General features: G+C 59.0%; 11 protein-coding genes. All 11 read left to right on the forward strand.

Annotation, left to right across the window (positions count from 1 at the left end):
• Positions 1 to 33 precede the first annotated feature (33 nt).
• The 11 genes from CJF39_RS02135 to CJF39_RS02185 all read left to right on the forward strand — a co-directional run bounded on the left by CJF39_RS02135 (position 34) and on the right by CJF39_RS02185 (position 12,347).
• Complete coding sequence (locus CJF39_RS02135; protein ID WP_094991954.1) at positions 34 to 894, forward strand: NAD(P)H-hydrate dehydratase; 861 nt, start codon at positions 34 to 36, stop codon at positions 892 to 894.
• Positions 882 to 1,355, forward strand: a complete 474-nt coding sequence (tsaE, locus tag CJF39_RS02140) for a tRNA (adenosine(37)-N6)-threonylcarbamoyltransferase complex ATPase subunit type 1 TsaE (protein WP_094991955.1) — start codon at positions 882 to 884, stop codon at positions 1,353 to 1,355. The genes CJF39_RS02135 and tsaE overlap by 13 nt, the downstream gene beginning before the upstream one ends.
• Positions 1,355 to 2,779 carry an N-acetylmuramoyl-L-alanine amidase gene (locus CJF39_RS02145; RefSeq protein ID WP_212555973.1) on the forward strand — a complete coding sequence of 475 codons (1,425 nt, stop codon included), beginning with the start codon at positions 1,355 to 1,357 and terminating at the stop codon, positions 2,777 to 2,779. The genes tsaE and CJF39_RS02145 overlap by 1 nt, the downstream gene beginning before the upstream one ends.
• Positions 2,776 to 4,689: a DNA mismatch repair endonuclease MutL gene (gene mutL / locus CJF39_RS02150; protein WP_094991956.1), complete on the forward strand. Its 1,914-nt coding sequence runs from the start codon at positions 2,776 to 2,778 to the stop codon at positions 4,687 to 4,689. The genes CJF39_RS02145 and mutL overlap by 4 nt, the downstream gene beginning before the upstream one ends.
• Complete coding sequence (gene miaA, locus CJF39_RS02155; protein ID WP_094991957.1) at positions 4,689 to 5,669, forward strand: tRNA (adenosine(37)-N6)-dimethylallyltransferase MiaA; 981 nt, start codon at positions 4,689 to 4,691, stop codon at positions 5,667 to 5,669. Before mutL ends, miaA begins: the two co-directional genes overlap by 1 nt.
• Positions 5,670 to 5,758: 89 nt before the next feature.
• A complete protein-coding gene (hfq, locus tag CJF39_RS02160) occupies positions 5,759 to 6,019 on the forward strand; it encodes an RNA chaperone Hfq (RefSeq protein WP_047273123.1) in 261 nt (86 codons plus the stop codon).
• Between the two features lie 12 nt (positions 6,020 to 6,031).
• Positions 6,032 to 7,333 (forward strand): ribosome rescue GTPase HflX, encoded by a 1,302-nt coding sequence (gene hflX / locus CJF39_RS02165; RefSeq protein ID WP_047273124.1) that lies wholly within the window; start codon positions 6,032 to 6,034, stop codon positions 7,331 to 7,333.
• Between the two features lie 96 nt (positions 7,334 to 7,429).
• Complete coding sequence (gene hflK, locus CJF39_RS02170) at positions 7,430 to 8,614, forward strand: FtsH protease activity modulator HflK (protein ID WP_094991958.1); 1,185 nt, start codon at positions 7,430 to 7,432, stop codon at positions 8,612 to 8,614.
• Positions 8,614 to 9,492, forward strand: a complete 879-nt coding sequence (gene hflC / locus CJF39_RS02175; RefSeq protein ID WP_094991959.1) for a protease modulator HflC — start codon at positions 8,614 to 8,616, stop codon at positions 9,490 to 9,492. The genes hflK and hflC overlap by 1 nt, the downstream gene beginning before the upstream one ends.
• Before the next feature lie 323 nt (positions 9,493 to 9,815).
• Positions 9,816 to 11,003 carry an ATP phosphoribosyltransferase regulatory subunit gene (locus CJF39_RS02180; RefSeq protein WP_094991960.1) on the forward strand — a complete coding sequence of 396 codons (1,188 nt, stop codon included), beginning with the start codon at positions 9,816 to 9,818 and terminating at the stop codon, positions 11,001 to 11,003.
• Between the two features lie 54 nt (positions 11,004 to 11,057).
• Entirely contained in the window at positions 11,058 to 12,347 is a 1,290-nt protein-coding gene (locus CJF39_RS02185; RefSeq protein ID WP_047273128.1) for an adenylosuccinate synthase, read from the forward strand.
• Positions 12,348 to 12,395 lie beyond the last annotated feature (48 nt).

Raw genomic sequence — 12,395 nt, forward strand, 5'->3', positions numbered from 1 at the left:
TATAATTCTGCCAGACATCGGAGCCCGACACGTATGCCGCAGACCAAACACCTGTTATCTGAACCCGACCTCCTGCACGTAGCCACCTTGCCGCGCCTGCCTGCACGCGCGCCAGATGCGCATAAAGGCCAGTTCGGGCACGTGCTGCTCATAGGTGGAGATCGAGGTTTCGGCGGTTCCATCACCTTGAGTGCCCAGGCAGCCTTACGCAGCGGCGCCGGGCTGGTGTCACTGGCCACGCGCCCGGAGCATGTGCCCGCGGCGTTGACCCGCCTGCCGGAAGTGATGACCTTAGGTGTGTCGTCTGCCAATCAGTTGATGAGACTTTTGGTGCAGGCCTCGGTGTTGGTGGTTGGCCCCGGTTTGGGGCAGGCAGCATGGAGCCGCAGCCTGCTGTCTGCAGCGGCGCAGGCAAAAATCCCGCAGGTGTGGGATGCCGATGCGTTGAATCTGTTGTCCAACGCTGACCTTGCATTGGCGCCGGGCTCCGTGATGACGCCGCATCCTGGCGAAGCGGCGCGGTTGTTGGGCATCAGCGCTGAACAGGTGCAGGCCGATCGTCCTGCGGCGGCGCGGGCACTGGTTAAAAAATACTCAGCTGTGTGCGTGCTTAAAGGCGCAGGCAGTTTGATTGCCGGGGTGGATGGCCAATTGGCGCTCTGCGATCTCGGGCATCCTGCCATGGCCACAGCCGGGTTGGGCGATGTGTTGGCAGGCGTGATTGGCGCATTCCTGGCACAAGGCATGTCAGCGTTTGATGCGGCGTGTCTGGCGGTGTGGCTGCATGCCCGCGCCGGAGAGCAACAAGGGATTCTGGGCCGAGGGCTGGCGGCCACTGATTTGATTCCAGCCATTCGTCAGTTGTTGGAGGAACACGCACCGTGCACACATTAAAACTGCAACTGGACGATGAAGCGGCCATGACCGCGTTTGGCGCAAAGCTGGCGAGTATCACCGAAGGCCATGGTCTGATCTTCCTTGAAGGCAACCTTGGAATGGGCAAAACCACCCTGTCACGCGGCTTGATTCGCGGGCTTGGGCATGTGGGTGCGGTTAAAAGTCCGACCTTTACGTTGGTTGAGCCCTACGAGATTGGCGACATTCGCGCCTTCCATTTCGACCTTTATCGCTTGGTTGACCCTGAAGAGCTGGAATTTCTGGGCATTCGCGACTATTTCGAAGATGACGCACTGTGTTTGATCGAGTGGCCCGAAAAGGGTGCAGGCTTTTTGCCAAAGCCCGACCTGACCATTACCATTACCCCTTATAACACCGGGCGTTTGCTGACGCTGACGCCCCAAGGTTCGCGTGGCGAGTCTTGGTGTGCCGCCTTGGCACCGGAAAACAATCAATGATGGGGTTTGGTATGCGCTTTCGCGCGTTAGTGAGTGTCGTTGGAGTGTTGCTCAGTGTCATGGCCGTCAACGCCTTGGCCGCGACCCAGGTAAAAAGCGTACGACTGTGGCGCGCACCGGACAACACACGTCTGGTGTTTGACCTGACAGGCCCGGTGCAACACAGCGTGTTTACCCTCACATCGCCCGACCGGCTGGTGATCGACATCAACGGCGCTACTCTGGCAGGCGCATTGAATGTGCCGACGGCCAACACGCCGATTACCAGCTTGCGCTCGGCGCAACGAACACCTACCGACCTGCGCGTGGTGATCGACCTGAAAAAGTCCGTTACCCCGAAGAGTTTCGTGCTGGCGCCTAACGCCCAGTACGGCAACCGTCTTGTGGTTGACCTTTATGATCAGGGCGTTGATCTGGCGCCAAGCCTGCCTGCCACCAACGTGGCGAAAGTGCCCGTGGTGCCAGTGACCCCTGCGCAGCCTGATGTCGCATTGCCCCCGATTCCGAGTGGCAAGCGCAGTGTTGTGGTCGTGATTGACGCCGGCCACGGCGGTGAAGACCCGGGAGCTTCAGGTTCCCGCGGTCAACGCGAGAAAGATGTGGTCTTGGCGATTGCCAAAGAATTGCAGCGTCAGGTCAACGGCATGAAAGGCTTCCGCGCCGAGCTGACCCGGACGGGCGACTATTTCATTCCTCTGCGTGGCCGTACTGAAATTGCCCGCAAGAAGGGCGCAGATCTGTTCGTCTCGATCCACGCTGACGCCGCGCCTTCCAAGGCCGCGTTTGGCGCTTCGGTGTTTGCATTGTCTGAACGCGGGGCCACGTCTGAAACGGCGCGCTGGCTGGCCGACAGTGAAAACCGTTCTGACTTGATCGGCGGTGCCGGTAACGTCAGCCTGGACGACAAAGACCGCATGCTGGCCGGTGTGCTGCTCGACCTGTCGATGACGGCGTCGTTGACCTCCAGCTTGAACGTGGGCCAGAAAGTACTGACCAACATTGGCCGCGTAACCCCGTTGCACAAGCAACGCGTGGAGCAGGCCGGGTTTATGGTGCTTAAATCGCCGGACATCCCGTCGATCCTCGTGGAAACTGGCTTTATCTCCAATGCCAACGAAGCCTCGAAGCTGGCGTCGGCGAACCACCAGCAGGCACTGGCGCGTTCGATCAGCAGCGGTGTTCGTCAGTTCTTCCAGCAAAACCCGCCGCCGGGCACCTATATTGCCTGGCTGCGTGATACGGGCAAAATTGCCCAAAGCGCCCGCGAGCACCGTGTGTTGCCGGGCGAAACCTTGGCCATGATCGCCGTGCGTTATCAGGTCGGCGTGGCCGCGCTGCGTGCCAGCAACAGCCTGAAAAGCGATGAACTCAAGGTGGGTCAGACCCTCAGCATTCCCGCTGCTGAACTGGTGTCCAAGCAATGAGTGAGATTGAACTCACGAGCAGTGCGCGGATTGAGCTGCTCAGCCCGCGCCTGGCCAACCAGATTGCTGCGGGCGAGGTGGTTGAGCGCCCCGCGTCGGTGATCAAGGAGCTGCTGGAAAACAGCCTGGACTCCGGCGCCAAGCGCATTGATGTGGACGTTGAGCAGGCCGGTATCAAGTTGTTGCGTGTGCGCGACGATGGTAGCGGTATCTCAAGCGACGATTTGCCTCTGGCACTGGCGCGGCACGCCACCAGCAAAATTCGTGACCTTGAAGACCTTGAGCGGGTGATGAGCCTCGGTTTTCGCGGGGAGGCGCTCGCGTCCATCAGTTCCGTGGCGCGGTTGACCCTGACCTCGCGCACCCGTGGCGCCGACCAGGCGTGGCAAGTTGAAACTGAAGGCCGCGACATGGCGCCCCGGGTTCAGCCGGCTGCCCATCCCGTGGGTACATCGGTTGAAGTGCGCGACCTGTTCTTCAATACGCCTGCGCGGCGCAAGTTTCTCAAGACCGAAAAAACCGAATTCGATCACCTGCAAGAAGTGATCAAACGCTTGGCGCTGGCGCGCTTCGACGTGGCATTTAATTTGCGTCACAACGGCAAGTCGATCCTCAACCTGCATGAAGCCCGCGACGATATGGCGCGAGCCCGGCGTGTGGCCGCAGTCTGCGGTTCGGCGTTCCTGGAGCAGGCGCTGCCGATTGAAGTCGAGCGCAACGGCTTGCATTTATGGGGGTGGGTGGGCTTACCAACGTTCTCGCGTAGCCAGGCCGACTTGCAATATTTCTACGTGAATGGCCGGGCCGTGCGCGACAAGCTGGTTGCGCATGCGGTGCGTCAGGCGTACCGCGACGTACTGTTTAACGGCCGTCATCCGACATTTGTACTGTTTTTCGAGGTCGACCCTGCGGTGGTCGACGTTAACGTTCACCCGACCAAACACGAAGTGCGTTTCCGTGACGGGCGCATGGTGCATGACTTTTTGTACGGCACCTTGCACCGCGCGCTGGGTGATGTACGCCCCGAAGACCAATTGGCCGCCCCGGCGCCGGTGCCGGGGGCTGAACGCCCGACCGGTCTGGGTGCGGGTGAGTTTGGTCCGCAAGGTGAAATGCGCCTGGCCGCCCACGTACTGGAGCAGCCGCAGTCCGCGCCCACCCCGCACGTTGCCGGATCAGGCGCCGGGGCCGGTTATCAGTATCAATATCGCCCGCAGCCTTCCACGCCCTCGGTGCCCGCCGAAGAGGCGCGCAATGCCTACCGCGAATTTTTCGCGCCGTTGCCCGAAGCCAATGCATCGCCGCTGCCTGAGGGGCAGGGTGATATCCCTCCTCTGGGTTTTGCGCTGGCGCAGCTTAAAGGCATTTATATCCTGGCCGAAAATGCTCTGGGGTTGGTGTTGGTAGACATGCACGCAGCGCATGAGCGGATCATGTACGAGCGGCTGAAAATCGCTATGGCCAGCGAGGGTTTGAGCGGGCAGCCATTGCTGGTGCCCGAATCGATCGCCGTCAGTCAGCGCGAAGCCGATTGTGCTGAAGAGCATGCCGAATGGTTCCAGCGTCTGGGCTTTGAATTGCAGCGTCTGGGCCCGGAAACATTGGCCATCCGCCAGATCCCGGCATTGCTCAAGCAAGCAGAGGCCCAGCGTCTGGTGCATGACGTACTCGCGGACTTGATGGAATACGGCACCAGTGACCGGATTCAGGCGCACCTCAACGAACTGCTCGGCACCATGGCGTGCCACGGTGCGATTCGGGCCAACCGCCGCTTGGCGATCCCGGAAATGAACGGCTTGTTGCGTGACATGGAAAACACCGAGCGCAGTGGTCAGTGCAATCATGGTCGTCCCACCTGGACCCAAATGGGCCTGGACGATTTGGACAAACTCTTTTTGCGCGGTCGCTGATGACAGGTTCCAACGCATTACCTCCCGCCATTTTTTTGATGGGGCCGACGGCGGCCGGCAAGACTGACCTCGCCATTGAATTGAGCAAAGTTCTACCCTGCGAGTTGATCAGTGTGGATTCGGCGCTGGTGTACCGCGGCATGGACATTGGCACTGCCAAACCCTCCCGCGACATATTGGCCAAACATCCGCACCAATTGATCGACATTCTCGATCCGGCACAGAGCTATTCAGCGGCCGACTTCCGTGCCGATGCCCTAAAAGCCATGGCCGAAATCACCGCTCGCGGCAATATTCCGCTGCTGGTGGGCGGGACCATGCTGTATTACAAGGCATTGATTGATGGGCTGGCAGACATGCCGGCTGCCGATCCCGAGGTGCGTGCGCAGCTCGAAGAAGAGGCACAGCGCCTGGGCTGGCAAGCTCTGCACGATCAGTTGGCGGCGATCGATCCGGAATCGGCAGCACGGATTCACCCCAACGATCCTCAGCGTTTGACGCGCGCGCTTGAGGTCTATCGGGTGAGTGGTCTGAGCATGACTGAACATCGCCTGAAACAATCTGAGCAATCTACTAAAGCAGCGGCTTCAGGCGCTAGTCAATTGCCCTATACTGTCGCGCACTTGGCCATCGCTCCGGCGGAACGTCAGGTACTGCATGAACGAATTGCACAAAGATTCGGGCAAATGCTGGAACAGGGGTTCATAGATGAGGTCCTAGCCCTGCGTAATAGAAGTGACCTTCATGCAGGGTTGCCGTCTATACGTGCAGTGGGCTATCGACAAGTCTGGGACTACCTCGACGGCAAGCTGTCGCAGGCCGAGATGAAGGAGCGCGGCATCATTGCCACGCGCCAGTTGGCCAAGCGGCAGTTCACCTGGTTGCGCAGCTGGGATGACCTGCATTGGCTTGACAGCCTGGCCTGCGACAATCTGCCACGAGCCTTGAAATACCTGGGATCGGTCTCCATATTGAGCTGAGTCTCCGGAAATGCCGTCTATCCTATGGGTGTGGCGTCATCGACCCTCTAAATTTTGTTTCTTTTTTTATCCTTACAGGAGTGCGGCATATGTCAAAAGGGCATTCGCTACAAGACCCTTACTTGAATACTTTGCGTAAAGAGAAGGTTGGCGTTTCCATCTACCTGGTCAACGGGATCAAGCTGCAGGGGACTATTGAGTCTTTCGACCAGTTCGTGATTCTGTTGAAAAACACCGTCAGCCAAATGGTTTATAAACACGCTATCTCGACAGTCGTTCCTGTGCGTCCAATTCGTCTGCCAAGCGCAGCAGAATCGGAACAAGCAGACGCTGAGCCAGGTAACGCCTGATAGGAGTCTGCTTTGTTCTTTGAGCGCCACGGTGGTGGTGAGCGAGCAATCCTCGTTCACTTGGAAGGTCAGGACCCTGAGGCGCGCGAAGATCCGCAGGAGTTCCAGGAGTTAGCTGTGTCGGCCGGCGCCGAGACCGTCGCGTTTTTTAACGTGCCGCGTCATCGGCCATCGGCCAAGTACCTGATTGGCAGTGGCAAGGTCGAGGAGTTGCGCGACCTGGTCAAGGCCGAGAAGGTCGACATTGTGATTTTCAATCATGTCCTTACGCCCAGTCAGGAGCGAAACCTCGAACGTGTTTTCGAGTGTCGCGTGCTTGACCGTACCGGGCTGATCCTCGATATCTTCGCTCAACGCGCCCGTACCCATGAAGGCAAGCTGCAGGTCGAACTTGCACAGCTTGATCACATGAGCACGCGTCTTGTGCGCGGCTGGACTCACCTTGAGCGTCAGGGTGGCGGTATCGGTTTGCGCGGGCCGGGTGAAACCCAGCTCGAAACCGACCGGCGTCTGCTGCGTGTACGCATCAGCCAGATCAAGGCCCGTCTGAAAAAAGTCCGCAGTCAACGCGAGCAGTCCCGTAGAGGGCGCCAACGCGCCGACATTCCTACGGTTTCGTTAGTGGGCTATACCAACGCCGGGAAGTCCACGCTGTTTAATGCGGTGACCGGCTCTGACGTGTTTGCCGCCGACCAGTTGTTCGCCACACTCGATCCGACCTTGCGCCGTCTCGATCTCGACGACCTTGGCCCCATCGTACTGGCTGACACCGTGGGCTTCATTCGTCATCTTCCGCACAAGCTAGTTGAAGCTTTCCGGTCTACGCTCGAAGAGTCGAGCAATTCGGATTTGTTGCTGCATGTAATTGATGCACACGAGCCGGAGCGCATGGCGCAGATCGAGCAGGTGATGGTGGTGCTGAACGAGATTGGCGCTCAGGACTTGCCGATCCTTGAGGTCTACAACAAAATCGATTTGCTCGAAGCGGTTGAGCCGCAGATCCAGCGTGATGCCGATGGCAAACCGCAGCGGGTCTGGTTGTCGGCCCGCGACGGTGAGGGGTTGGAGCTGCTGCAGCAAGCCATCGCCGAGTTGTTGGGCAATGAATTGTTCGTTGGCACCTTGCGCTTGCCGCAGCGTTTTGCTCGACTGCGTGCACAGTTCTTTGAGCTGGGCGCGGTGCAAAAAGAAGAACACGACGATGAAGGTGTGTGCCTGCTGGATGTACGCCTGCCGCGAGCCGAGCTTAACCGCCTGGTCAGCCGCGAAGGGATGGAGCCAGCAGTGTTCATCGAAGAACACACTTTGCAATAAAAGCCTCGCAAAGCGGTCGTGCCGCTGTGATAGGCATTCTGTAGCATTGGTCGGCGCGCCGTGGGCGCGTCTTTGCTTTATCAGATGGAGAGCGCTATGGCTTGGAATGAGCCGGGTGGCAACTCGAACAATCAGGATCCTTGGGGTAGCAAACGCCCTAAAAATGGCGACCGCAAGGGACCACCAGATCTCGACGAGGCCTTCCGAAAGCTGCAGGAAAGCCTGAATGGGTTGTTCGGTGGTGGGAAAAAACGTACAGGCGGTAGCGATGGCGGTTCAAACGGCGGCAAAAGCGCCGGCTTTGGCGTGCTGGGCATCGTACTGGTCGTCATGGCAGCCATCTGGCTGTACAGCGCTGTTTACGTGGTCGACGAACAGGAGCAAGCCGTGGTGCTGCGCCTGGGCAAGTACTACGACACAGTTGGGCCGGGCCTGAATATCTACTTCCCGCCGTTCGATAAAAAGTACATGGAAAACGTGACGCGTGAGCGTGCGTATACCAAGCAGGGCCAGATGCTGACTGAAGACGAAAACATCGTCGAAGTGCCGCTGACCGTGCAGTACAAGATCAGCAACCTGCGCGACTTCGTGCTGAATGTCGATCAACCGGAAGTCAGTCTGCAACAGGCGACCGACAGCGCCTTGCGTCACGTCGTGGGTTCGACCTCGATGGACAAGGTTCTGACCGAAGGCCGTGAGCAGATGGCGATAGAAATCAAGGAACGCTTGCAGCGCTTCCTCGATACCTACAAAACGGGCATCACTGTGACTCAGGTCAACGTGCAGAACGCCGCAGCACCGCGTGAAGTGCAGGAAGCCTTTGATGACGTGATCCGTGCCCGTGAAGACGAGCAACGTGCCCGCAACCAGGCTGAAAGCTATGCCAATGGTGTGGTGCCGGAAGCACGTGGTCAGGCTCAGCGCATCATCGAAGATGCCAACGGCTACCGCGACGAAGTGGTTTCTCGCGCCAAGGGTGAGGCTGACCGCTTTACCAAACTGGTTGCCGAGTACCGCAAGGCGCCGGAAGTCACGCGTGATCGTCTCTACCTGGACACCATGCAGGACGTCTTCAGCAATACCAGCAAGGTACTCGTGACCGGCAATAAAAACGGCCAGAGCAACCTGCTTTACCTGCCGCTGGACAAAATGATCGAAGGCCGTAATGGCAACAGCACGCCGGCAACGGGTTCTGGCGCTGCAGCGAGCACCAATAATGATGCTGCTTCACATACCAGCACCGATCTGCCGCAACAGCCGCGTACCAGGGAGAGCCGCTGATGAGCAATAAATCGCTGATCGCCCTTATTGTCGGCGTAGTCGTGGCAGTGGTGGCCTGGAACAGCTTCTACATCGTCTCGCAAACCGAACGTGCGGTTCTGCTGCGCTTCGGCCGTGTGGTTCAGGCAGATGTCCAGCCCGGCCTGCACGTGAAGATTCCTTACGTTAACCAGGTGCGCAAGTTCGACGCCCGCCTGATGACGCTGGATGCGCCGACCCAGCGTTTTCTGACGCTGGAAAAGAAAGCTGTAATGGTTGATGCCTTCGCCAAGTGGCGTGTGAAAGATGCCGAGCGCTTCTACACCGCCACCTCCGGCATGAAGCAGATTGCTGACGAGCGCTTGTCGCGTCGTCTGGAATCCGGCCTGCGTGACCAGTTTGGTAAGCGCACCCTGCACGAAGTGGTGTCGGGTGAGCGTGATGCTTTGATGGCTGACATCACTGCGTCGCTGAACAAAATGGCTGAAAAAGAGCTGGGCATCGAAGTGGTCGACGTTCGCGTCAAGGCCATTGACCTGCCAAAAGAAGTAAACCGCAGCGTGTTCGAGCGCATGAGCACCGAGCGTGAGCGCGAAGCGCGCGAGCACCGGGCCAAGGGTAATGAGCTGGCAGAAGGCATTCGTGCCGACGCCGATCGTCAACGTCGTGTTCTGCTGGCTGAGGCATATCGTCAGTCTGAAGAGTTGCGCGGTGATGGTGATGCCCAGGCTGCTTCGATTTACTCCAAGGCTTACGGTCAGGATCAAGAGTTCTACAAGTTCTATCGCAGCCTGCGCGCTTACCGCGAAAGCTTTGCGAACAAGAGCGACGTACTGGTTCTTGACCCGAGCAGCGACTTCTTCCGTTACCTGGAAAAGTCCAAGCCGCAGCAACAATAAGGCGTCATGCCGTCCGATTGTGGTCTCTGACGTAACAATCGGGCGCATGCTTTCACTCCGCCTGGCGGGCAAATGGCCTGGCGGGGTGATCCTTTAAGAAAACGTGTGTATGATGCGGCAGCCGGGAAATTCCCGGCTTTTTTGCGTCTGCATGTTTGATTGACCGATCGGCTGGTACAGCGTCGGCAGATTTTTCGAGGAATGTGCTGTGTGAGCCTTTCGTTTAAGGCTTTTTTGCTGTGCGCGTTCAAGACGCAGCCACGTTCTGCTTTACTCAAGGCTCGCCTGCTGGCTGGCCGCCCGGATCATAGGGGAATGGCGTAATGGCAACGGTAGACCGCTGGCTCTTGCCAGATGGCATCGAAGAAGTACTTCCACCTGAAGCAGCCCGCATCGAAGTGGCGCGCCGTCAGGTGTTGGATCTGTTCCAGAGCTGGGGCTATGAGTTCGTCGTCACCCCGCATATCGAATACCTGGAGTCCCTGCTAACCGGGGCTGGCCAGGATCTCGACCTGCGGACCTTCAAGGTTATTGACCCGCAGACGGGTCGCCAGATGGGTTTTCGTGCCGACATCACGCCGCAAGTAGCGCGGATCGACGCGCATACCTTGCGCCGTGCCGGTCCTAGCCGTTTGTGCTACGCCGGCAGCGTGTTGCATGCTCAGCCGCGTGCCCTGTCATCTTCGCGCAGCCCGATCCAGCTGGGTGCCGAGCTGTATGGCGATGCGAGCCCGAGCAGCGATGTTGAAGTCATCAGCCTGATGCTGGCAATGCTGCAACTGGCTGACGTCCCGGATGTCCACATGGACCTGGGGCATGTCGGTATTTACCGCGGTTTGGCCCGTGCGGCCCGACTGTCGGTTGAAGTGGAACAACAATTGTTCGACGCCCTGCAGCGCAAGGCGATCGACGAAGTAACGGCCTTGACCGAAGGCTTGCCTGCCGATCTGGCGGACATGCTGCGGGCATTGGTTGATTTGTGTGGCGGTCGTGAGGTACTGGCTGCTGCGCGTGAGCGACTGGCCAGGGCTCCGGCGCAGGTCATGGCTGCTCTGGATGACTTGCTGGCGATTGCCGAGCGGTTGTCTGTGCGTTTCCCGCAGTTGCCGTTGTATTTCGACCTGGGTGAGTTGCGTGGGTATCACTACCACACAGGTGTGGTGTTTGCGGTTTTTGTACCGGGCGTTGGGGACTCCATTGCTCAGGGGGGGCGGTATGACGACATCGGCGCCGACTTCGGTCGTGCCCGTCCGGCAACCGGCTTCTCGACCGATTTGAAAACCCTGGTAACCCTGGGGCGTGCTGAAGTCGAGCTACCGTCTGGCGGTATCTGGATGCCTGACAGCACGGATGCGGCACTCTGGCAGCACGTTTGCCAGCTTCGCAGCCAAGGCCAGCGCGTGGTCCAGGCATTGCCTGGGCAGGCGTTGACCGCCGCCCGCGAGGCCGATTGTGATCGCCAATTGATTCTGCAGAACGGCGTGTGGCAAGTGATGCCGCTCGCTTCTTGAGTTTTCCCGCCGGCGGCTGCCGGCACCAAGTTTGCGCGAATGAGGACAAGTGTTATGGGTAAGAATGTCGTAGTCCTGGGCACCCAATGGGGTGATGAGGGCAAAGGCAAGATCGTTGATCTGCTGACCGAACATGCTGCCGCTGTAGTGCGTTACCAGGGTGGCCACAACGCTGGCCACACGCTGGTTATCGACGGCGAAAAAACCGTATTGCACCTGATTCCGTCGGGCGTGTTGCGCGAAGGCGTGCAATGCCTGATCGGCAACGGCGTCGTGGTTGCTCCCGATGCCTTGCTGCGTGAAATCATCAAGCTGGAAGAGAAAGGCGTACCGGTGCGTGAGCGCCTGCGTATCAGCCCGTCCTGCCCGCTGATCCTGTCCTTCCACGTGGCGCTGGACCAGGCCCGTGAAAAGGCCCGTGGCGAGCTGAAGATCGGTACAACCGGTCGCGGCATCGGCCCGGCTTACGAAGACAAGGTTGCACGTCGTGGCCTGCGTGTCGGTGACCTGCTGAACATGCCGCGTTTCGAAGCCAAGCTGCGTGAATTGGTGGAATACCACAACTTCATGCTGGTGGGTTTCTACAAAGAGCCAGCCATCGACTTCGACAAGACCCTGGCCGAGTGCAAGGAATACGCCGAGCTCCTCAAGCCGTTGATGCTCGACGTGACTGCCGAGCTGCACGACCTGCGTCGCGCTGGCAAAGACATCATGTTCGAAGGCGCGCAAGGTTCGTTGCTCGACATCGACCACGGCACCTACCCGTACGTGACCAGCTCCAACACCACTGCCGGTGGCGTTGCGACCGGTTCGGGCGTAGGCCCGATGTTCCTGGATTACATCTTGGGCATCACCAAGGCTTACACCACGCGTGTGGGCTCGGGTCCATTCCCGACTGAGCTGTTCGACGACGTCGGCGCTCACCTGGCCAAGCAAGGTCACGAGTTCGGTGCCACCACTGGCCGTGCCCGTCGTTGCGGCTGGTTCGACGCCGTTATCCTGCGTCGCGCTATCGACGTGAACAGCATCTCGGGCATCTGCCTGACCAAGCTGGACGTACTGGACGGTCTGGAAACCATCAACATCTGCGTAGGTTACAAAGACGCAGACGGTAACGAGATCGCACCGACCGACGCTGACAGCTACGTGGGCCTGCAGCCTGTGTACGAAGAAGTGCCGGGCTGGACTGAATCGACCGTGGGCGCCAAAACCCTGGAAGAGCTGCCAGCTAACGCACGTGCTTACATCAAGCGCGTAGAAGCACTGATCGGCGCACCGATCGACATCATTTCGACTGGCCCGGACCGCAACGAAACCATCGTTCTGCGTCACCCGTTCGCTTAAGTCGTACGCTGTCAAACAAAGGGCCCTTCGGGGCCCTTTGTTGTTTTT

This window comes from Pseudomonas lundensis, from assembly GCF_002269125.1.
GTDB lineage: Bacteria > Pseudomonadota > Gammaproteobacteria > Pseudomonadales > Pseudomonadaceae > Aquipseudomonas > Aquipseudomonas lundensis_A.

Coding starts and splice junctions, on each gene's coding strand:
- CJF39_RS02135 (WP_094991954.1), top strand. CDS start 34: ATGCCGCAGACCAAACACCTGTTATCTGAACCCGACCTCCTGCACGTA.
- CJF39_RS02145 (WP_212555973.1), top strand. CDS start 1,355: ATGGGGTTTGGTATGCGCTTTCGCGCGTTAGTGAGTGTCGTTGGAGTG.
- mutL (WP_094991956.1), top strand. CDS start 2,776: ATGAGTGAGATTGAACTCACGAGCAGTGCGCGGATTGAGCTGCTCAGC.
- miaA (WP_094991957.1), top strand. CDS start 4,689: ATGACAGGTTCCAACGCATTACCTCCCGCCATTTTTTTGATGGGGCCG.
- hfq (WP_047273123.1), top strand. CDS start 5,759: ATGTCAAAAGGGCATTCGCTACAAGACCCTTACTTGAATACTTTGCGT.
- hflK (WP_094991958.1), top strand. CDS start 7,430: ATGGCTTGGAATGAGCCGGGTGGCAACTCGAACAATCAGGATCCTTGG.
- hflC (WP_094991959.1), top strand. CDS start 8,614: ATGAGCAATAAATCGCTGATCGCCCTTATTGTCGGCGTAGTCGTGGCA.
- CJF39_RS02180 (WP_094991960.1), top strand. CDS start 9,816: ATGGCAACGGTAGACCGCTGGCTCTTGCCAGATGGCATCGAAGAAGTA.
- CJF39_RS02185 (WP_047273128.1), top strand. CDS start 11,058: ATGGGTAAGAATGTCGTAGTCCTGGGCACCCAATGGGGTGATGAGGGC.